Source organism: Pantoea sp. Tr-811 (assembly GCF_011752535.1).
In the GTDB taxonomy this organism is placed as follows: domain Bacteria; phylum Pseudomonadota; class Gammaproteobacteria; order Pseudomonadales; family Pseudomonadaceae; genus Aquipseudomonas.
Genome location: NZ_VWXJ01000001.1, coordinates 335,352 through 355,126, shown reverse-complemented (window position 1 = coordinate 355,126; position 19,775 = coordinate 335,352). Strand labels below are relative to the sequence as shown.

Below are 19,775 nucleotides of genomic sequence, written 5' to 3'. Positions count from 1 at the left end.
AATGCAATCGCCTGTAGGAGCGGGCTTGCCCCGCGAAAAGGCCCAACCAGGCCAGCGCCTCAAGGCTGGCTGGCCACTGCCCCCTTGTCGCGTTCGCTGATCACATACTGCCGGTACTCAGGGTCTGCCTTGATCTGCGCTTCGGTGAACGGTATCGGCGCCAGGCGCTTGGCCGAAAACGCCTTGGTCTGATCACTGAAATGCGCCGAACCGGCCTCACTGGACTGGGAAAATGCCAGCAACCCGCGCGCTTGCGGCCCTTGGTCGGTGAAGCTCACCAATTGCAGGTAGCTGGTGCCGCTGACCACCAGGCGCTTGCCCGGCCCATGGGGCACGCTGTAGATCGCATTGTAGATACCCAACCCCTGCGGCCCACCCGGCACCGGCGTGCCATCGGCGGCTTGCTGAATCTGCCCCCACTGGCTGCCCTGCTCTACCCCGGCCTTGGCCACCTGCTGCAAGGAAGCCAGCGCTGCCTCGCGCACCAACTTGCGCACGGCGGCCTGCTCCACGGCCAGGCCACGCGGGGTGTGCTGCGGGTCCTGCGGGTTGAAGGCCACGCGCCAGCCTTCAGGGTGTTCAGCCAGCGCCCGGACAATGTTCTCGAAGTGCACCAGGCCAATGCCACTGTTCAGGTCGGCCTTGCCATTCCAGGCTGCCAGGCTGGAACACACGGCCTGCAGGTCCGCTTCGGCGCCCTTGCACCATTGCAGCAGGTCTGGCAGCACCAGGCTTGCAAGGTACACATCGTCGTCCAGCACCATGTTCTGCAGGTCGTCGACACCGAGCTTGGCGTTACCCTGCAGGCGCTCCAGCGCATAGCGCCCGCGCATGCCCAGCGGCTGGTCGGTGCGGCTGACCAGGGGCGAATAACCGGTCAGCGGCTGGGCCGGGTTGGCCATCCAGGCCGGGTCGTTGGAGTTCTGCACGAAGTCCTGGCGCGCCAGGCTCGGCAGCAGGTGCGCGGGGAAGATGCCCGGTTGCGCGGCCTGCGGGTCGACCTTCCACTGGCAGGCGCTGCGCGAACCATCGAGCACCACCAGCGGCCCTTGTGCCGCCGGGTTGCTGCACTGGCTGAGCAGTTGCTGGTCGACGTAAGGCACCACCGACTGGTTCAGGTACAGCGCCTGGCCCGCTGCATCCACCGCCAGGGTGTTGACCCACGGAATCCCTTGCAATTGCTCGACCGAGCCTTTCAGCGCCGCCAGGCTGTCGGCGCGGTTGATGCGGTACCACTGCTGCAGCACGCGGGTGTTGCCCAGGTTGGCGTCACGCAGGCTGAAGGCGGCCTGGGCATTCCAGTCCAGGCGGCCAGGCCATACCACTACCGGCCCGTAGCTTGAACTGTACACCTGGCGCTGCACCTGGCTGAGGCTGCCGTCCTCGGCCTTGACCGTGACACTCACCGCCTGGCGCTCAAGCGGCAGCGATTGGCCGTCCTGCAGGTAACGGGTCGGGTCCTTGGGGTCCAGTTGCAAGCGGTACAGGGTGAAGTGCTTGGAGGTATCGACCGTGTGGGTCCAGGCCAGGTGCTGGTTGAAGCCGATATTGATCATTGGCAGGCCAGGCAAGGCCGCGCCCATGACATCCAGTTGCCCTGGAATGGTCAGCTGCATCTGGTAGAAACGCATGCCGCCCAGCCACGGGAAATGCGGGTTGGCCAGCAGCAGGCCGCGCCCGTTGGCCGAACGCTCGGCCCCCACCGCCACGGCATTGCTGCCGCGCTCGGAGGCGAAACGCTGCTGCTGCGAAAGCGCCACATCGAATGCCGGCAGCCCCTGCTGGGCGGTCGCCTGCGGGGGTTGTGCGGCCACCAGCGCCTCGGCGAACTGGCCCAGGCCACCTTCGGCCAGCAAACGGCGGGTCAGCTTGACCAAGTCCTGGCTGGTGATCGGCCGCAACCACTGGCCATCGCCACACTCGCCCGGCAAGCCCTGGCTACGGCGCTCGGCCAGGGCGCGGTTGAAGCCACTGGCATAGCCGTCCAACAGGTCACGCACCTGGGCCGGCTGGGCCTGCAGGAACGCCTCCACCGCGGCATCGGTATTGAGCCAGGTGAAGAACAGGTCGCTGGTCAGGTTGTCACGTTGCTCAAGGGTTTTGCCCTGGGCGCCGAAATAGCGCGAACGCTGGCCACTGACCGTCAGCACTTCGTTGGCCAGCAGGCACAGGTTGTCCTGGCCATAGGCGTAGCCGATGCCGTAACCGAGGCCTCGCTCGTCCTTGGCGACGATATGGGGCACGCCGAAGCTGGTACGGCGGATCTGCGCGCTGGCATCGCCAGCGCTGTCCTGCGCATGCGTGGCGAAGCTGGTGGCGGCCAGCGCCGCCGCCAGGGCGACGCGGGTCATGGGACGCGAAATGGGCAACACAGGCATTCCTCAGCGTGGGGGTTCATCCCCAACAAACGAATGGCCAGATGAAAATTTTACGCAGCGCGTGGCGGTGGGCCGTCTTGTCAGAACCTGCGGTAAATATTTTTTTGCACAAAAGCTGCAGATTTGCCGCGCTCATTCGTCCTACTCAGTGAGGCACCCAGTTTTCGGGACAGTCCACGAAAAGGAGCATTCACATGTACCACCCGCATTCCTCGCTGCAGGCTGAGCGTGCCCCGGTCAACGGGGTGGACGAGCGTGTCGGCAACGAGCAGATACGCGAGCTGCTGCGTGCCTATGGGCTGCGTACCAGCCTGATTCGCCTGAAAGTGATCGATGCCCTGCATGCCGCCGACCGCAACGGGCGCAGCATCGGTGTACGTGGCGTACACGCCCAGCTCGAACAGCTGGACATACCGCTGTCGTTCCTCAGCGTGCGCGAAGTGCTCAAGCGGCTGTGCGCCGAAGGTGTGATCAGCCTGGGCAGCGACAAGTGCTACAGCCTGGAGCCCCAGGCCCGCGCGGTGCTTGAACAACCCGCACCGCGCTGAGCGCATGGCCGGCCAGCCCAGGCCGGCCGGCACGGTTCACTGCTTGACCTTGCGCCGCAGCACGCCGTTGATCACCACCACGACCACCGCGATGATGATGGCGAGGACCTGGAAGGTCTGCTCGCTGATCGTACCCTGCTTGGCCAGGTGCGACAGGCCGAACATGAGGCCCAGCATCACCAGGATGATCAGAAGTGAGTATTTGAGACGCTGCATGTGTGTCATCGAAAATTCCTTGCAACTGTGGGGCATAAGGCTCGCAACGAGCTGGCGCCATCATACAACGCACACCACCCACGGGGTTGCTTTTCCTCTTCGAGGGTATGCACACCCTGACCGAACATGGAAACCGAGACTTAGGAAATTCGCGCCCTCCACGCCTACCCCACTGCCAAAGTCCTACACGCGGCGCTACCGCAATCTTCAAGACATGCTCACAGAGGCTACAAATAACAGGCTCATTGACGCCTAGCGACAGCCTTCCTCGCTCACCGAAAATTCAGCCATGCCAGCCACATGAGCCAGTGGTATGTGCCGATCCGGTTCATGGGCTTTCACAGCATCACGCCCTTTTTCGCGAGGAAGCCACTATGCAACTCCCTGACCTCAACTCGATCGACATCACTCAGCTGCCGCACTCGCTCCAGGCCCTGATCGAATGCGTCGGCATTGAACATGCCTACCACCTGACCTGCATATACGGCGGCAGGCCCAAGTACATCCCCAAACACCGTGAACGCACCAAGCTTGCCGATACCCTCCCTGGCGAAGCGCTGGATGCATTGATCAAGCGCTTTGCCGGCGTGGCCCTGGAAATCCCCAAGGCGGATCATTTCCTGCGCCAGTTGCGCAATTTGCAGATCCAGAAAGAAAGCGCAGACGGCCTGTCACGCAGCCTGCTGGCCGACAAATACGGGCTCAGCCTGCGCCAGATCGGCAATATCCGCCGGCTGGCCTGACCGTGGTACCAGGTGCAGGCGCCGCCGGGCGCCTCTGCCCTGCCCCGCGGCTGCTCGCCGAACGGCAATGAACATCGCCTTGAATCTGTGACGGCCAGATGATTAAAATGCGATCAATTCTTAATTACACCCTACCCAGACCACCATGCCGCCCGCCGACCCAACCCTTACCCTGCAGGTCCAGACGCTGTACGCCGAGCACAATGGCTGGCTGCAGGGCTGGCTGCTGCGCAAGCTGGGCAATACCTGCGATGCCGCCGACCTTGCACATGACACCTTCGTGCGCCTGTTGGGCCGCCAGGCAGCCAACGGTTTTGGCAGCGAACCCCGCGCCCTGCTCACGCACATTGCCAAAGGGCTGCTGGTGGACCGTTGGCGGCGTCAGGATGTCGAGCGGGCCTACCTTGAAGCCATTGCCCACTTGCCAGCACCGGAGGTGCCCTCGCCGGAAACCCGCTGGCTGATCCTGGAAAGCCTCTGCCGCATCGATGCCATGCTGCGGGAAATGCCGGCACGGGTACGCCAGGTGTTCCTGCTGTCCCAACTCGATGGCCTCACTTACCCGCAAATTGCCGACCAGTTGCAGGTAGCGTTGATCACCGTCAAACGCGACATGCGCAGCGCCTTCCTTGCCTGTTTGAGCCTTGACCTGTGAGCCCACGCATCGACCCGGCCATTCTTGGCGAGGCCGCCGACTGGCTGGTGCAATTGCAATCGGGCAGCGCCACCGAAGACGACCACCGCGCCGTCCAGGCCTGGTGCCAGCGCAGCAGCGAGCATGCCATGGCCTGGCAGCGCGCCGAATCCATCCTGGGCGACCTGGGCCGCTTGCCCGCGCCTGTCAGTGGGGAAACCCTGCGCAGGCTCAGCCGCAATGGCGCGCTCAGCCGGCGCCAGGCCATGCAGCGCCTGGGCTTGCTCCTGCTGGCGGCCCCTGCGGCGTGGTTAAGCGTGCGTGAAATGCCCTGGCAGCAGTGGACGGCCGATGCCCGCACGGCGGTTGGTGAACAGCGCCCGCTGGCCTTGGCTGATGGCAGCCAGGTGCTGCTCAATACCCACAGCGCCCTGAACATACGCTTCGACGCCGAGCAACGGCGCCTCGACTTGCTGGCCGGCGAAATCCTCGTCAGCAGCGCCACCGACCCTGCCACACCGGCGCGGCCATTTCTGGTGCGCACGCTGCATGGCCAGGTGCGGGCACTTGGGGCGCGCTTCAGCGTGCGCGTGGATGGCCCACTGACCCGGGTTGCCGTGCTCACTGGCGCCGTCGATGCCCAGCCCCTGCATGGGGGCGGCCAACAGGTGCAGGCCGGCGAGCGCACGGCCTTCGACAGCGTGCGGGTGCAGCCGGCCCACGCCCTGGATGCCGGCGACCTGGCCTGGGAGCACGGCATGCTGATGGCTCGTGACATGCGCCTGGCCGACCTGGTGCAGGAACTGGACCGCTATCGCCCTGGCGTGTTGCGCTGCCACCCGGGTGTGCGTGAGCTCAGGGTTTCCGGCGCATTCCCATTGACCGACAGCGATGCCAGCCTGCGCCTGCTCGCAGATACCTTGCCAGTGGTGGTTCGCGGCATGAGCCGCTATTGGGTGACGGTTGAACCGCACGCCTGAGGGCGTTGCCTACCAAGGCCTGCGATCGTGCCTGGAACAATCTGCGCAACCTCATGATACTTTTTCCTGCGTCGTCCGGTGATGAGTGCAGAACCCCTATTCTGCACAACAGGACCACCGCATGATGCCCCGCTTTCGCTACAAGGCCCTGACCCTGGCCATGGCCATCGGCACCCTCGCCCCGGCCCCGGCGCTGATGGCCGCAGACGCCACCGCCAGCAACAGCCCACGGACCTACAACATCGGCGCAGGCCCCCTGGCCGATGTGCTGGCGCGTTTCGCCGCCAGCGCAGGCGTGCCGCTGTCGTTCGACCCGGCCATGCTCAAAGGCCAGCAAAGCCCGGGCCTGCAAGGCAGTTACGACGTGGCCGGTGGCTTCGCCCAACTGCTCGGCGGCAGCGGCTTCAGCCTGATCGCCACCGACAGCGGCGGCTACACCCTGGCCCCGACCGTGGAACTGGGCAACGCCCTGGAACTGGGTGCGACCACCATCAACAGCAACCTGGCCGCAAACAGCGATGCCTGGCAAGGTGGCCAGGTGGCCCGCAGCGCCCGGCTCGGCGTGCTGGGCGACCAGGCCATCAATGATGTGCCATTCAGCGTTACCAGCTTCACCGCCAAAACCATTGCCGACCAGCAGGCGCGCACCCTGGGCGATGTCCTGCTGAACGACGCCGCGGTGCGCCAGTCGGCAGGTTTTGGCAACTTCTCGCAGGTGTTCACCATCCGCGGCCTGCCGCTGAACACCGATGACATCAGCTACAACGGCCTGTACGGCGTGCTGCCGCGGCAGATCGTCACCACCGAGGCGCTGGAGCGGGTTGAAGTGTTCAAGGGCTCCAATGCCTTCCTCAATGGCGTTGCACCCCAGGGCAGCGGGATTGGCGGTGCGGTGAACCTGGTGCCCAAGCGCGCCGAGGACACCCCCACCCGCCACGTCACCCTGGACTACGCCACCGGCGCCAACATCGGCGGCCACCTGGACCTGGGCAAGCGTTTTGGCGAAGACAACCGCTTCGGCGCGCGCATCAACCTCGCCCAGCATGATGGCGGCACCGGCGTGCACGACGAGGCGCAGCATTCCACCCTGGTGGCCGTGGCCCTGGACTACCGTGGCGAACGCCTGCGCCTGTCTACCGACCTGGGCTACCAGAAAGAGCGCATCAACGGCGGCCGCGCGGTGATCTACCCCACCGGCAGCAAGGTGCCACGTGCCCCATCGGCGCGCGACAACTACTCCCAGCCCTGGACCTGGTCGCAACTGGAAGACACCTACGGCATGCTCAATGCCGAGTACGACTTGAACGACAACTGGACCCTGTACGCGGGCGCAGGGGCCAAGCATACCCGCGAGAACGGCGAGTACTCATCGCTGTACGTCAGTGACGAAAACGGCACGGCGCGCGGCGGCTACCTCTACCCGCCGCACGATGAAGACAACAAGAGTGCCATGGCCGGCATCAACGGCCATTTCGCCACCGGGCCCGTCAGCCACCGGGTCAACTTCGGCCTCTCGGGCCTGTGGGGCGAGCAGCGCTCGGCCTATGCCGCGGTAACCTCGACCAACCGCTACGACACCAACCTGTACCACCCGGTAACGGTATCGCGGCCCACCAACACCTACACCGGCAGCGACCTGCACGACCCGCGCATCGTGGGCAAGAACCGGGTCAAGAGCGCGGCAGTTTCCGACACCCTGGGCTTTTTCGATGACCGCGTGCTGCTGACCGTGGGCGTGCGCAAGCAGTCGATCGGCGTTGACGGCTGGCTCACGGCAACTGGCGTGCGCAACGCCAACTACGACGAATCGGTGACCACCCCGGTGTATGGCCTGGTGCTCAAGCCGTGGGAGCATGTGTCGTTCTACGCCAACCGCATCGAAGGCCTGGCCCAGGGCCCCACCGCACCGTCCAGCGTCAGCAACGCCAATGAGGTGTTCCCGCCCAAGCGCAGCAAGCAGGTCGAGGCCGGCGTCAAGCTCGACTGGAACAGCTTCGGCGCAACCCTGGGCGTGTACCGCATCGAGCAGCCCAACAGCACCACCTTCCGTGTACCCGGCGCCGACAAGGACACCTTCAGCATGGATGGCGAGCAGGTCAACAAGGGGCTGGAACTGAACCTGTTCGGCGAGCCAGTGGACGGCCTGCGCCTGCTGACCGGCGCGGTGTTCATGCACACCGAGCTGCACAACACCGCCGGCGGCAGCAATGACGGCAACCGCGCGCCTGGCGTGCCACGCTTCCAGTTCAACTTCGGTGCCGACTGGGACGTACCCGGCCTGCCCGGCGCGGCCCTCAACGCCCGGTTGCTGCGCACCGGCGGGCAGTACGTCAATGCCACCAACAGCCTGAACATCCCGGCCTGGACCCGGGTCGACCTGGGCGGGCGCTACAGCTTCAAGGTGGATGACAAGCAGGTGACCTTGCGGGCCAATGTCGAGAACGTGGCGAACAAGGCGTACTGGGCGTCGGCATCGACCTCGAACAACTACCTCACCCAAGGTACGCCACGCCTGTTGCGCGTGTCTGCCAGTGTGGATTTCTGATCGTGGATAAGCGCCGCTTGCGGCGCTTTCGCGAGCGTTGCTCGCTCCTACAGGGGTTACGCAAAGACCGGTAGGAGCGAGCGCAGCTCGCGATGCGCCGCAAGCGGCGCCAATGGCTCAGAAATCACGCTTGTAGAAAATATCCAGGGAGCTGGCCAGGCCACTGGCTGCTTCCAGGTAGACCTTCTTGCTCAACTTGTAACGCAGCGCAATGGTATTGGCTGGCTCGAACACACCCACGCCATAGCGCAAGCTCAGCTTTTCCGTGAGATTGCCACTGGCCACCACGCTGGTGGTGTTGCCCGAGCCTTCGGTGTCGAGCTGGAAATCCTCGATGCCCAGGCTCGACGCCAGGCTGCCGGTCACCCCGGAGCTGCCTGCCAACCCCAGGCCCAGGGCCGCTTCGGCGAGCATGTTGTTGTCCTCGCCCGAAGTGCTTAACGGGCGCCCCAGCACCAGGTAGGACAGCGCCTGTTCCTGGCTCATGGCCGGTTCCGAAAACACCGTGGTGGTGGGTTGTTCGGCACTGCCGCTCAAGCGGATGCCGGCGATCACGTCATCGACCTGGCGAATCGCTTCGATATCCAGGTAAGGCGTGTCGATGGGGCCGGCGAACAACAGGCGTGCCCGGCGGATGGTCAGGCGCTGGCCATAGGCGCGGTAGCGGCCGTCGGCCAGGCTCAGTTCGCCGCGGGTATCGAGGTTGTCGCCGATGTGCACGTGTCCCAGCAGGTTGGCAGTCAGGCCAAAGCCGTTGAACGACAGTTTGTCCTGCCCTACCTGCACATCGATGTCCATGGCCATCGCCATGGGCGGCTTGCCCTGCTCGGTCTGGTGGCCGACGATCACCGTATCGTCAGACACCTTCACCGTCGATGGCGGCAGCTCGCGCACGGTGATCGCGCCCTTGGGCACCAGCACCTTGCCGGTCACCGCCAGCTTGTCGTCGACCAGGCGCAGGTTCAGGTCGGGAGCGACCTCCAGCTTGGCATAGGGCTCGACGTTGACCGGCAGTTGCTGGCCCTGCAGGCGCAGGTCCATGCCCAGCGCCTGGCCCCAGGTGAGGTGCCCGGACAGCTGCCCGCGCCCGGCTTCGCCGCTGCGCCAGTTTCCGTTGAGTTGCACCTGCTCGCCGGCGATCATGGCCTGCAGCGAAAGATCCTGCAGGCTCACCGGCAACTCGCCGCCACTGGCTTCACCGCCACTGAGCGTCAGGTTGCCGTTGACCTGGGGCGCCAGCAAGGTACCGGACAACCGGCCAGTGCCATTGAGCTGCCCGGCCAGGCGCTCGACCATGGGCACGAACGGGCGGGCGATCGACAGGTCCAGGCCGGCCAGGCGGAAATCGCCAGACAGCGGTTTGTCCTTGCCCAGAGGGTCCAGGCGGGTGTTCAGGCTCAGCTGGCCCAGGCGCTCGCCCTGGAAGTCCAGGCGGGTGTCGATGCGCCGTGGCGCCAACGTGCTGTCCAGGCGCAGGGCCTGGTAGGGGAAGTCGACCCACTGCCCCTTGTCGCGCACGCGCAAGGTGCCGCCACTGGCGTCGACACGCAGGGTGCCCTTGGGGCCGCTGGCCGGAATGTCCAGGTTGACGTCGGCATTGAGCAGCCCCTGCCAGGCGAAGTCCTTGGGCAACCACTGCGCCAGGCTCTGCAGTGGGAACTGCTTGAGGTGGTAACGCAGGCGCGGCTCCGGTGCCAGGCGCTGGTCCTCGCCACACAGGCTGGCCTGGCCGGAGCGCCAGCAGTGGGCGCCGAAGTCCAGCTGGCCGCTGGCCAGGCGCTGCAGGCGGGCGGGAGACTGCAATTGCCAGTCCTGGCCACCGGCCTGGATACGGCCGCTGGCCAGGCGGCCGCGCCAGTCGCCTTTGCTCAGTTGGCCGTCCAGGCCAAGGTCGAGTTTCAATTGCGGGCCGTCGAGCGCCAGGGTCAGGGCCTGCTGGCGGATGTCGCCCTTGCCGTTGGCCTGCAAGGTGCCCAGCTGGGTTTCGCCCAAGCGAATGCCGCCCGCCTTGAGTTCCACCACGCCGCGCTGGGCGTTGTCCAGCCGCGCCGTCAGGTCAAGGCGTTGCACCCGGTTATCCGCTTGGGCCAGTTGCTGGCCAAGCAGGGTCAGGTTGCCTTGGGGAGCCTGCAACGTACCGCTCACGTCCAGCCGGCCCTTGACCTGCCCTTGCAGCCGCGGCCACAGCTGGCCGAGCCGCGGCAGGTCGAGGTCGATGCGCCCGGCCAGGCGCTGTTGCAGGCTGCCGCTGCCGTTGATGCGGTTGTCACCCAGTTGCACGGCCAGGGCGCCGAGGGTCCAGGCCTGTCCCGCCCCTTGCGCCTCGACCTTGAGCACGGCCGGCTGGCCGCGCAAACGGCCCTTGAGGTCGAGCTGGGCATCCAGGTTCAATTGGTCATGCTTGAGTTCACCCTTGCTGCGCAGCGGGCCGGCCAGGGTGCCGGGCAGTTCCGCCAGCCAGTAGGCCGGGTCCAGTGCCGACAACTGCAGGTCGACATCCCAGGCCAGGGTATCGGCGAAACGCACGGCGACACTGCCGGCCGCCTTGCCCTGGCCCGCGGTCATCGCGAGCTGCGGCAGGCTTACCTGGCCCAGGTCGCCGCTGAACGGGCTGGCCAGGGTGAACGCCCCCGCCGGGCCGTCGAGGTCGCCATCGAAGCGGCCCTGGTAGCGGCCATCACGGTACGTGACCTGGGCATTGAGGCGTTTGAGGGTGACTTCAGGTGGTGTCTGCAACGGGTACAGGCGCAGCCAGGGGAAGTCTTGCCAGTCAAGCTGGGCATCGGCGCTCAGGCCCTGCTGCCAGTCGGCATTGGCCTGCAACTTAAGGCGTTGGCTGTCGCTGGCCTTGAGGTCCAGGGCTTGCACATTGACACCCTTGGCATCGACCCGGCCTGCCAGGGCCAAGGCGATCGGGCCCTGTTCGGCCGGCAGGCTGGCAGTACCGGACAGCTGGTAGCCCTTGAGCAAGTCGCCTTGGGCATCCAGTTGCAGCTGGTTCAACTGCAAGGTATCAGGCAGCGTTGCCGCCGGCTTGAAAGCCTCGGCACGAAGCTGGAGCCTGGCGGGTACATGCTCGGCCAGCGCCTGCACTTCACCGCTCAGGTGCGCATCGAGGTAGCCCGTGCTGGTGGCGTCAAGTTGCAGGGTTTTCTGCAGCGGGCCCTTGGCGGTCAATGCCAGTTGCCAGGCCTTGCCTTCCACGGCAGGCAACTGCACCTGCCCCTGTACCTGCAACGGCCAGTCGCCTTCGGGCTGCAGGTCGCCGTGCACATCCACCCGCAAGTCGTCGCGCTGCAGCTGCAGGCTGTCGATACGCAACCCACCCGCCGCCCAGTGCGCCGCCAGGTGCAGGTCGCCCAGCAGGTCGCTGCCATCCAGGCGTATTTGCCCGACCTTGGCCTCGTTGACCTCGATGGCTAGCGGCAGGCGCAGCGCAGGCAGTTGCAACGGGCCGCTTTCGGCCGGTTGGTCACTGGGTGCGAAGGCCATGTCGATGCGCTGTGCATGCAACTGTTCGATGCACAAGGTGGCCCGCACCAGGCACGCCGGCGACCAGTTCAGCAGCGGCGCCTGCACCTCTACCCGGCTGCCCGCATCGGCCCAGCTCAGCCGGCTGGCCTGCCAGGTGCCTGCAAGGCGCCCCTGGAAGTCCTCGACCACAAGCCCCGGCACCCGGGCGAGCGCCCAGCGGCTGCCGCCTTCGGTGCCCAGCACCAGCCCCAGGGCGGCGGCCACCAGCAGTACACAACCAAGCAGGCCCAGCAGAACGAATTTCAACACACGCATCACAGCTCAGGCCCCATGGAGAAGTGCAGGCGAATACCACCGTCGTCATCGAGCGCCTTGGCCAGGTCCAGGCGCAGCGGCCCCACCGGCGACACCCAGCGCACGCCAAAGCCAACCCCGGTCTTCAGGCTAGGCAGCTCCAGGGTGTTGAAGGCATTGCCCTGGTCGACAAAGGTCGCCAGGCGCCACTTGTCGGTCAGTGAATATTGGTACTCGACGCTGCCAGCTACCAGGTAACGGCCACCGATGCGGTCGCCGTCGCTGTTTTTTGGCGACAGGGTCTGGTAGTCATAGCCGCGCACGCTCTGGTCGCCACCGGCGAAGAAACGCAGCGACGGCGGGATATTGTTCTTGTAGCCGTTGGTGGCACTGCCACCGAACTGCACACGGCCAAGGAAGCGGTGGTTGTGGCCCAGGGTGGTCAGGCCCTTGAGCAGCACGTTGCCATGCAGCAGGTTGGTGTCCGACACCAGGCCTTCCTTGGCCACCTGGGCGTCGAACTGCAGGCGGTAGCCGTTGTGCGGGTCGATGCGGTTGTCGCTGCGCAGGTAACTGAAGCTGATACCGGGCATCAGCAGGTTGCTCAGGCCCGAGTCGTCGCCCAGGCGGTATTCCTCGCGTTGGTATTTGAGCGAAATCACCCGCTGCCAGCCGCTGGGCAGCTTGCTGTGCCATTCGGGGCCAACGGTGAGCAGCTTGCTGAGGGTGTCGGTGCCGGAAAGCTCCTCGTTCTGGTAACCGCCGGCAAAACGCAGTTTGTCGGTCAGCGGTGGGTCGAGGGGAATGTCATACCACAGGCCGACGTTCTGCCGCGGCGCCGAGAGTTCGGTTTCCCAGCCATAGCTGTGGCCCTGGGGGTTGACCCAGTGGCGGGTCCAGTTGGCCTTGCCGCGTGGGCCGACGTCGGTCGAAAAGCCCAGGCCCAGGCCCATGGTGCGTGGCTTGCGGCTGTCCAGGCGAACGTCCACCGGAATGTCTTCGCCCACGGCGGCGGTGGGTGCGGCGTCGACCCTCACGCCTTCGAAGTAACCGCTGGACTGCAGGTCGTTGTTGAGTTCGGCGATCAGCTCGGAGTCGTAGGGCGTGCCTGGCTTGAACGAAACCATGCGCTGCAGCAGGTCGTGGTCCAGCGGGGTGTCGCCGCTGAAGCGGACCTCGCCCAGGCGGTAGCGCGGGCCGCTCTGGTACACCAGTTCGATGTCGGCAACGCCCGCCTGCGGGTCCACCGCCAGGCGCTGGCGGCTGAAGCGCCCGCTGAAGAAGCCATACCGCGAAGCCTGGTTCTGGATCAGGCGCTTGGCGTCTTCGTACAGGCCATGGTTAAGCTGCTCGCCCGGGCGCAGGGCCTTGCTGTCGGGGATACGGAAGGCCTTCATCTCGCTGGCCGGGCCTTCGATGCGCACCGTCACGTTGCGCAGGCGCACCGGCTCGCCAGGGTCGATCTTGATAATCAGCTGAGGGGATTGATCGTCCTTGGTCGGTGGTTTGACCTCGGTGTCGATCTGCGCCTGGTAGTAGCCAAGTGCCTGCGCGGCTTTGCGCGCCTGCTCCTCTGCCCCGCGGCTGAAACGCAGCAGCGCTTCCTCGTCGCGGTCCCCCAAGGTGCCAATATAGCCTTCGACATTGGCCTTGAGCGCCTTGTTGGCCGGTTTAACCTGCACCAACAACGCGCTCTGGCCCCATGCTGCAAAACTGGCGGCCCAGAAAACCAGGCCCCAGGTGAATCTTCCTGAATACGTCATGCGCCGCATGCTACCAGAGCCAGCCGCTCAAGGGAGGCGTCTGGCAGGCCTGTTCAGGCAATTGAGGGCAACGAAGCGCCCGGATTGGGATGAAAGAACACCCGTTCACGGATCGGCCCTACCGCCACTTCACCAATTTCTTCATAGCCCTGGCGCTGGTAAAACGCCAGGTAATGCGCATTTCCCGAGTCCAGCACCACGCCCTGGGTGTTGGCATCCTCCGCGCACCAGTCGTGCACAGCCTGTAACAATTGCTCGCCGTACTGCTGGCCCCGAAACTGCGGGTGCACGCCCAGCAGGGGCAGCATGTGCACCTGCCCTGGCGGCAGGCAGCCGATCAGCGCAGCCTGGTATTCCATGTAGCGGCGGGTGCAACGCTGGCCGGTGCCCAACAGCATGCGCAGGCGCCAGGCCCAGCTGTCGGCGACACCCAGCCGACGCTGCGGCGGCACGATCAAGGCCAGGGCGATCAGCCGGTCCTCCACCAGCAAGCCGATGGCCGGCAGCTGCAGGTAGAAGTGCTGGCGCACCCATTCGCGCACCATCACCCGCAGGCGCCGTTCGTAACCGGGCCGCTGGGCGTCGAAGATATAGGCAAAGGTGGGTTCGTGACGGTAGGCGTTGTACAACAGCGAACGCGCTTCGCGGCTGTAGCCGTCGTCAAGCATGCAGACACGGGCCTGGGCGGCAGTGGTTTCGGGCATTGCGGGCAAACCTCCTGGAAAGGGCGTACAAGCCTTGGAGGTGCCCCACTGCGCATCGTTCACCTCGTGCTCTGCACCTTAGCAGTGCCCCGGGCGGGCTGCCACGCTGGTGATCGTGGCCGATGTCGGCTAGCATCCGGCCTTTTACCAGGATTGTCTTTCCATGAAGATCGTCTGTTTCAACATCAACGGCCTGCGGGCTCGCCCGCACCAGCTGGCGGCGCTGATCGAAAAGCACCAGCCGGACGTGATCGGCCTGCAGGAAACCAAGGTCAGCGACGATCAGTTCCCCCTGGCTGACGTTCAAGCCCTGGGCTACCACGTGCACTACCACGGGCAAAAGGGTCACTACGGCGTCGCCCTGCTCTCGCGCCAGGCACCCTTGAGCCTGTTCAAGGGCTTTGCCAGTGACGAGGAAGACGCCCAGCGCCGCTTCATCTGGGGCACCTTCGCCGATGCCGACGGCACGCCGATCACCATCATGAATGGCTACTTCCCCCAGGGCGAAAGCCGCGACCACCCCACCAAGTTCCCGGCCAAGCAGCGCTTCTACAGCGACCTGCAGGCGCTGCTCGAAGGGCAGTTCAAGACTGACCAGCCGCTGCTGGTGATGGGCGACATGAACATCTCGCCCCAGGACTGCGACATCGGCATCGGCCCGGACAACGCCAAGCGCTGGCTGAAAACCGGCAAGTGCAGCTTCCTGCCCGAGGAACGTGAATGGATGGAGCGCCTCAAGGGCTGGGGCCTGGTGGACAGCTTCCGCCACCTGTACCCGGACGTGGCCGACCGCTTCAGCTGGTTCGACTACCGCAGCCGCGGTTTCGAGGACGAGCCCAAGCGCGGGCTGCGCATCGACCTGATCATGGCCTCCCAGGCCTTGGTGCCAAGGATCAAGGCCGCCGGCGTGGACTATGAACTGCGCGGCATGGAAAAGCCTTCGGACCATGCGCCGATCTGGCTTGAGCTGAGCTGAACCCGCCCAGCGCAGATCCCCGGTAGGAGCTCGCGATGCGGTGCCACAGGCCAGTGCATGCGTTGAGGCGCACTGCGCCTGGTAGATCGCATCGCGAGCTGCGCTCGCTCCTACCGGGAGGCGAGGAATTCGCAGCGGCGCGGGGTTACAACCCCAACCGCAGCGCCTCCCCCACCCCCGCCCCGCGCACATCGTCCGCCGCACTGACCAGGGCGAAGTTGTACGCCCCATGGGACCAGTACCGCGCCTCCAGCTGCCCATCCACCCGCTGCCCCTGGGGCATGCGCTCGAAGTGATCACCAGGCGAACGCAAGAACAGGCTGATGCGCTGCCCATTGCGGTCCTGGAACACCAGCAACGCCGCCGGCCCCTGCTCATTGCTGAGCAGCCGCGCGCCAACCGGCTGGAACCCGTAGCCTGCCAGGTCCGGCAACTGCCCCACGCGGCTGAAATGCCGCCCCAGCCAGTCGCGCAATTGCGCAGGGTCGCTGGCCTGGATATCCAACGCCTCACTGCCGGCAAACAACCGATGGGCCTGCACCGCATCAGCCATCGGCAGCACATCGCCGGCCAATGTCACCTGCCGCGCCTGCCATCCCCCCAGCCCGCCCACGCCCAGGGCCAGCAGCAACACCGCCGCCGAAGCAAAGCGCCGCTGGCGGCGCTGGCGTACCTGCCGCTGCACCTGGCGCAGGTCGAGCGGTGCAGCCCCCGGCTGTTCGGCAAACCCGGCCAGTGCTGCACGCAGGCGCCGGGCATCGTTGCGCCAGGCCTCGACCCGCGCAGCCTCCAGCGGGTTGGCCGCCAGCCACGCCTGCACCTCGCCGCGCCGCTGCGGCGCCAGGCGGTCGTCGACATAGGCATGCAATTCATCTTCGCTGGGAATCAGGCGCGTCATTTCAATCTCCGCAAGGCCGGGGGCTGGGGGTTGCCCTCGGTCAGTTCACGCAGGGCTGCGCGCGCGCGCGACAGGCGCGACATCACCGTGCCGATGGGAATGTTCAAGGCCTGGGCGGCCTCCTTGTAGCTCAGCCCCTCGATGCTGACCAGCAACAACAATGCACGCTGCTCGGTAGAAAGACGGGAAAACGCCTGCAAGTCGGCCTGGGCCAGGACGATCGCCTCCAGGTTGTCGCCCACCGCTTCACTTTCCTCGGTGCCGCGGCCAAACCAGGACAGCCAGCGGGCATGCAGGCGGTCGCGGCGTTTGCCATCAAGAAACAGCCGGTAAAGGATGGTGAACAGCCAGGCGCGCAGGGCCTCGGCCTCACGCTGCTGCCCACGCCGGCTCAAGGCGCGCTCCACGGTGGCCTGCACCAGGTCATCGGCGCTGCCGGCGTCACGGGTCAGCCACAGGGCAAAGCGGCGCAAGCGCTGCAACAGCTCGCGCCACTGCTGTTCATCCAGGTCGTGCATGGCAAGGTACCGGCCTTCGGGGTTGTCAGTGTAGGGGGCAGACGCCTGGCAACGAAATTTATTCCGGGCGGGGGAATAAGTTTTTCCCTGCGCCGTCGTACTGGCACCTTCACTGAACCGGACGACAACCATGAACCCACCTTTGCAAGGCCCCGCCAAGGCCGTGCGCCTGGCCGGCATCGGCGCCGTGATGCTCGCCTTGGGTGCCGGCTTCGCCTATGCCGCCGGCTGGATCGGCCAGCCCGAACTGACCCCGCAGCGCATCATCGACACCTTCGAGGCCCAGGCTGGCCACCACCCAGGCTACCGCAAGAACCACGCCAAGGGCCTGTGCGTCAGCGGTTACTTCCAGCCCAGCGGCGAGGCCGCCAGCCTGAGCACGGCCCGCGCCTTCAGCCAGGCCCGGGTGCCGGTGATCGGCCGCTTCGCCATCGGCGGCGCCAACCCGTTCGCCCCGGACACCAGCATCCCGGTGCGCAGCCTGGCGATAGAGCTGAGCACCGATGATGGCCAGGTCTGGCGCACCGGAATGAACAACCCGCCGGTGCTGGCGGTGAGCACGCCCCAGGGCTTCTACGACCAGGTACTGGCCGGCGCGCCGGACCCCGCCACCGGCAAGCCAGACCCTGCGAAACTGCAGGCCTTTTTCGCCGCTCACCCGGAAAGTGCGGCCTTCCGCCAATGGGCGGCAAGCTACAAGCCCAGCGACAGCTTTGCCAGCACCCAGTATCACAGCATCAATGCCTTCCGCCTGATCGACGCCAACGGCAACGCGCAACCGGTGCGCTGGCAATTGGAGCCGCAAACGCCTTTCACGGCCCTGCCCGCCCAGGTCGATGACAAGCAGTTCCTCCAGCATGACCTGCAACAGCGCCTGGCCCAGGGCCCGCTGCGCTGGACCTTGCGCCTGGTGCTGGCCGACGCGGGCGATGCCGCGGACGACCCCGCTCGCCCCTGGCCAGCCGAACGGCGCAGCGTGAACGCCGGCACCCTGGTGCTGGAACAGGTCGACGGCCCTGAGCAAGGCGCTTGCCGCGACCTCAACTTCGACCCGTTGATTCTGCCCCACGGCATCGAGCCGTCCGCCGACCCGATCCTGGCTGCCCGTTCGGCCGCCTATTCGGTGTCTTTCAACCGCCGCAGCCGCGAATCGCTCGGCACCGGAGAGCAGCCATGAAACCTGAAGCCTTCCACCCCCTGGCACGCCTGATCCACTGGCTGATGGCAATCCTGATCCTGGCCATGCTGTTCATTGGTGTGAGCATGGTAGGCGACCTGTCGCCGCGCCATCCGCTGCTGGTGGCGCTGCACAAAGCCACGGGCCTGGCCCTGCTGGTACTGGTGCTGGTACGCATTGGCCTGCGCCTGGCCCTGCCCCATCCACCGCTGCCAGGTGACCTGCCGCCCTTGCAGCGCTTTGCTGCAGGTGCCTCGCACCTGGTGCTGTACGGCCTGATGCTGGCCATGCCGTTGCTGGGTTGGGCCATGCTGTCTGCCGGAGGTTACCCGCGCCCGCTGCAACTGCCCGCCATCGCCCCGCACAACCTGCAGCTGTACGCGGTGTTGCGCCAGGCCCACGGCTGGGCCGGCTACTTGCTGTTCGCAACCGTGGTGGTGCACCTGGGTGCGGCCTTGATGCACGCCTGGGTGCGCCGTGACGGCGTGTTGCGCAGCATGTGGCCAGGCCCCCTGCGGCGCAGCATGTGGCCAGGCCCCCTGCGGCGCAGCGAATGACCGGTACAAACCCGGGCGGGCTCGACAAACGATAATGATGCTCACTAAGCTCAGCACCCTATTCGTGTCGAACCGCCCTGGACTGCCAATGAACATCGCAAAGGACCCTGCCCTGCTCACCCCCGCCAGCACCCTGGATTTACGCCCGTTGCTGCTGGCCAACATGGCCTGCACCATGTCGATGATGGCCTTCGTCGCCCTGATCGGCCCCATCGCCCGCCTGCTGGGCATGGCCACCTGGCAAGCCGGCGCCGCGGTGACCGTGGCCGGCGTGGTCTGGGTGCTGCTGGCCAGGCCCTGGGGCCGGCTTGCCGACCGCCTGGGCCGGCGCCGGGTGCTGCTGCTGGGCAGCGCCGGCTTCACCCTGGCCTACTGGCTGCTGTGCCTGTTCATCGAAGGCGCCTTGCGCTGGCTGCCGGGAGCGACCCTGGCGTTCGTCGGCCTGATGCTCGCACGCGGCTGTATCGGCGCGTTCTATGCGGCCATTCCGGTGGGCGGCAATGCGCTGATCGCCGACCATGTCGAGCCGCAGCGCCGGGCCCAGGCCATGGCATCGCTGGGCGCGGCCAACGCCGTCGGCCTGGTCGTGGGGCCAGCGCTGGCGGCACTGCTGGCGCGGCACAGCCTGAGCCTGCCGTTCCACGTGATGTCGCTGCTGCCGGCCAGTGCCTTCCTGGTGCTGCTGTTCAAGCTCAAGCCCCAGCCCCTGCCCCACAACTACGCGCCCAGCCCGGTGCGCCTTGGCGACCCGCGCCTGCGCCGGCCACTGCTGGTGGCGTTCAGCGCCATGCTCAGCGTCACGGTGTCGCAGATCGTGGTCGGTTTCTTCGCCCTCGACCGCCTGGGCCTTGAACCTGCGCAGGCCGCGCAAGCGGCAGGCATTGCCCTGACCACAGTGGGGGTGGCGCTGATCCTGGCCCAGGTGCTGCTGCGCCAGCTGGAGTGGCCGCCGTTGAAGATGATCCGCGTTGGCGCCAGCATCTCGGCCCTGGGCTTTGCGTGCGGGGCCATGGCCAGCAGCGCGCCGTGGCTGTGGGGGTGCTACTTCGTCGCCGCCGCCGGCATGGGCTTCGTCTTCCCGGCGTTTTCAGCGTTGGCAGCCAATGCCATGCAGGCCAGCGAACAGGGCGCCACCGCCGGTTCCATTGGCGCAGCCCAGGGCATGGGCGCGGTGATCGGGCCATTGGCCGGCACCCTGGTCTACGCGGTCGACCCGCGCCTGCCCTTCCTGGCCGTGGCCGTGCTGTTGCTGCTGGTCGGGCTGTGGCCGCTGCCACGCCCGCAAGCGGCCTGAGAAGCACAGCGCGCAAGCGTGCAGAGTGTGTTTTAATGCGTCGCCCATTATTTTTAACACCTCTGATTACAAGGCG

At 66.2% G+C, this 19,775-nt stretch carries 16 protein-coding genes; 9 read left to right on the top strand and 7 right to left on the bottom strand.

Annotated elements, in window-relative coordinates:
* Positions 1 to 59: 59 nt before the first annotated feature.
* Entirely contained in the window at positions 60 to 2,369 is a 2,310-nt protein-coding gene (locus F3J44_RS01575) for an acylase (RefSeq protein WP_205299619.1), read from the bottom strand.
* A gap of 203 nt (positions 2,370 to 2,572) precedes the next feature.
* Between F3J44_RS01575 and F3J44_RS01570 the strand changes: the two genes are divergently transcribed.
* Positions 2,573 to 2,926, top strand: a complete 354-nt coding sequence (locus F3J44_RS01570) for a fe2+ zn2+ uptake regulation protein (RefSeq protein ID WP_167069878.1) — start codon at positions 2,573 to 2,575, stop codon at positions 2,924 to 2,926.
* A gap of 36 nt (positions 2,927 to 2,962) precedes the next feature.
* On the opposite strand, the gene F3J44_RS01565 is transcribed toward F3J44_RS01570, so the two are convergent.
* Complete coding sequence (locus tag F3J44_RS01565) at positions 2,963 to 3,151, bottom strand: hypothetical protein (protein WP_167270214.1); 189 nt, start codon at positions 3,149 to 3,151, stop codon at positions 2,963 to 2,965.
* A gap of 365 nt (positions 3,152 to 3,516) precedes the next feature.
* Here F3J44_RS01565 and F3J44_RS01560 point away from each other — a divergent pair, with 365 nt between their 5' ends.
* From F3J44_RS01560 to F3J44_RS01545, 4 genes are all read left to right on the top strand, one after another.
* Positions 3,517 to 3,885, top strand: coding sequence for a Mor transcription activator family protein (locus F3J44_RS01560; RefSeq protein WP_167069882.1), 369 nt, complete (start codon positions 3,517 to 3,519; stop codon positions 3,883 to 3,885).
* Positions 3,886 to 4,030: 145 nt separating this feature from the next.
* Positions 4,031 to 4,540, top strand: a complete 510-nt coding sequence (locus F3J44_RS01555) for a sigma-70 family RNA polymerase sigma factor (protein ID WP_167069884.1) — start codon at positions 4,031 to 4,033, stop codon at positions 4,538 to 4,540.
* Positions 4,537 to 5,499, top strand: coding sequence for a FecR domain-containing protein (locus F3J44_RS01550; protein ID WP_167270212.1), 963 nt, complete (start codon positions 4,537 to 4,539; stop codon positions 5,497 to 5,499). The genes F3J44_RS01555 and F3J44_RS01550 overlap by 4 nt, the downstream gene beginning before the upstream one ends.
* Positions 5,500 to 5,620: 121 nt before the next feature.
* Positions 5,621 to 8,044, top strand: a complete 2,424-nt coding sequence (locus F3J44_RS01545) for a TonB-dependent receptor (RefSeq protein WP_167270210.1) — start codon at positions 5,621 to 5,623, stop codon at positions 8,042 to 8,044.
* A gap of 117 nt (positions 8,045 to 8,161) precedes the next feature.
* On the opposite strand, the gene F3J44_RS01540 is transcribed toward F3J44_RS01545, so the two are convergent.
* The 3 genes from F3J44_RS01540 to F3J44_RS01530 all read right to left on the bottom strand — a co-directional run bounded on the left by F3J44_RS01540 (position 8,162) and on the right by F3J44_RS01530 (position 14,279).
* On the bottom strand, positions 8,162 to 11,833 hold the full coding sequence (locus F3J44_RS01540) for a translocation/assembly module TamB domain-containing protein (protein ID WP_205299618.1): 3,672 nt from the start codon (positions 11,831 to 11,833) through the stop codon (positions 8,162 to 8,164).
* Positions 11,833 to 13,494 carry an autotransporter assembly complex family protein gene (locus F3J44_RS01535; RefSeq protein ID WP_370526695.1) on the bottom strand — a complete coding sequence of 554 codons (1,662 nt, stop codon included), beginning with the start codon at positions 13,492 to 13,494 and terminating at the stop codon, positions 11,833 to 11,835. The genes F3J44_RS01540 and F3J44_RS01535 overlap by 1 nt, the downstream gene beginning before the upstream one ends.
* 134 nt (positions 13,495 to 13,628) lie before the next feature.
* A complete protein-coding gene (locus tag F3J44_RS01530; RefSeq protein ID WP_167270206.1) occupies positions 13,629 to 14,279 on the bottom strand; it encodes a GNAT family N-acetyltransferase in 651 nt (216 codons plus the stop codon).
* Positions 14,280 to 14,442: 163 nt separating this feature from the next.
* Between F3J44_RS01530 and xthA the strand changes: the two genes are divergently transcribed.
* Positions 14,443 to 15,255, top strand: a complete 813-nt coding sequence (gene xthA / locus F3J44_RS01525; protein ID WP_167270204.1) for an exodeoxyribonuclease III — start codon at positions 14,443 to 14,445, stop codon at positions 15,253 to 15,255.
* A gap of 145 nt (positions 15,256 to 15,400) precedes the next feature.
* On the opposite strand, the gene F3J44_RS01520 is transcribed toward xthA, so the two are convergent.
* Both F3J44_RS01520 and F3J44_RS01515 read right to left on the bottom strand, forming a co-directional pair.
* Complete coding sequence (locus tag F3J44_RS01520; protein ID WP_167270202.1) at positions 15,401 to 16,153, bottom strand: anti-sigma factor; 753 nt, start codon at positions 16,151 to 16,153, stop codon at positions 15,401 to 15,403.
* The gene (locus F3J44_RS01515) at positions 16,150 to 16,671 is read right to left on the bottom strand and encodes a sigma-70 family RNA polymerase sigma factor (protein ID WP_167061978.1); all 522 of its coding nucleotides are present in this window, start codon (positions 16,669 to 16,671) and stop codon (positions 16,150 to 16,152) included. The genes F3J44_RS01520 and F3J44_RS01515 overlap by 4 nt, the downstream gene beginning before the upstream one ends.
* Positions 16,672 to 16,801: 130 nt before the next feature.
* On the opposite strand from F3J44_RS01515, the gene F3J44_RS01510 reads away from it, so the two are divergent.
* The 3 genes from F3J44_RS01510 to F3J44_RS01500 all read left to right on the top strand — a co-directional run bounded on the left by F3J44_RS01510 (position 16,802) and on the right by F3J44_RS01500 (position 19,699).
* Positions 16,802 to 17,848, top strand: coding sequence for a catalase family peroxidase (locus tag F3J44_RS01510; protein ID WP_167270200.1), 1,047 nt, complete (start codon positions 16,802 to 16,804; stop codon positions 17,846 to 17,848).
* A complete protein-coding gene (locus F3J44_RS01505) occupies positions 17,845 to 18,405 on the top strand; it encodes a cytochrome b (RefSeq protein ID WP_167270198.1) in 561 nt (186 codons plus the stop codon). The genes F3J44_RS01510 and F3J44_RS01505 overlap by 4 nt, the downstream gene beginning before the upstream one ends.
* 88 nt (positions 18,406 to 18,493) lie before the next feature.
* The gene (locus tag F3J44_RS01500) at positions 18,494 to 19,699 is read left to right on the top strand and encodes an MFS transporter (protein ID WP_167270196.1); all 1,206 of its coding nucleotides are present in this window, start codon (positions 18,494 to 18,496) and stop codon (positions 19,697 to 19,699) included.
* Positions 19,700 to 19,775: the final 76 nt, after the last annotated feature.

What these genes read in the sequence shown, in the direction of transcription:
- F3J44_RS01570 (WP_167069878.1), top strand. Translation starts at nt 2,573, where the DNA reads ATGTACCACCCGCATTCCTCGCTGCAGGCTGAGCGTGCCCCGGTCAAC.
- F3J44_RS01565 (WP_167270214.1), bottom strand. Translation starts at nt 3,151, where the DNA reads ATGACACACATGCAGCGTCTCAAATACTCACTTCTGATCATCCTGGTG.
- F3J44_RS01560 (WP_167069882.1), top strand. Translation starts at nt 3,517, where the DNA reads ATGCAACTCCCTGACCTCAACTCGATCGACATCACTCAGCTGCCGCAC.
- F3J44_RS01555 (WP_167069884.1), top strand. Translation starts at nt 4,031, where the DNA reads ATGCCGCCCGCCGACCCAACCCTTACCCTGCAGGTCCAGACGCTGTAC.
- F3J44_RS01545 (WP_167270210.1), top strand. Translation starts at nt 5,621, where the DNA reads ATGATGCCCCGCTTTCGCTACAAGGCCCTGACCCTGGCCATGGCCATC.
- F3J44_RS01540 (WP_205299618.1), bottom strand. Translation starts at nt 11,833, where the DNA reads ATGCGTGTGTTGAAATTCGTTCTGCTGGGCCTGCTTGGTTGTGTACTG.
- F3J44_RS01530 (WP_167270206.1), bottom strand. Translation starts at nt 14,279, where the DNA reads ATGCCCGAAACCACTGCCGCCCAGGCCCGTGTCTGCATGCTTGACGAC.
- xthA (WP_167270204.1), top strand. Translation starts at nt 14,443, where the DNA reads ATGAAGATCGTCTGTTTCAACATCAACGGCCTGCGGGCTCGCCCGCAC.
- F3J44_RS01520 (WP_167270202.1), bottom strand. Translation starts at nt 16,153, where the DNA reads ATGACGCGCCTGATTCCCAGCGAAGATGAATTGCATGCCTATGTCGAC.
- F3J44_RS01515 (WP_167061978.1), bottom strand. Translation starts at nt 16,671, where the DNA reads ATGCACGACCTGGATGAACAGCAGTGGCGCGAGCTGTTGCAGCGCTTG.
- F3J44_RS01510 (WP_167270200.1), top strand. Translation starts at nt 16,802, where the DNA reads ATGAACCCACCTTTGCAAGGCCCCGCCAAGGCCGTGCGCCTGGCCGGC.
- F3J44_RS01505 (WP_167270198.1), top strand. Translation starts at nt 17,845, where the DNA reads ATGAAACCTGAAGCCTTCCACCCCCTGGCACGCCTGATCCACTGGCTG.
- F3J44_RS01500 (WP_167270196.1), top strand. Translation starts at nt 18,494, where the DNA reads ATGAACATCGCAAAGGACCCTGCCCTGCTCACCCCCGCCAGCACCCTG.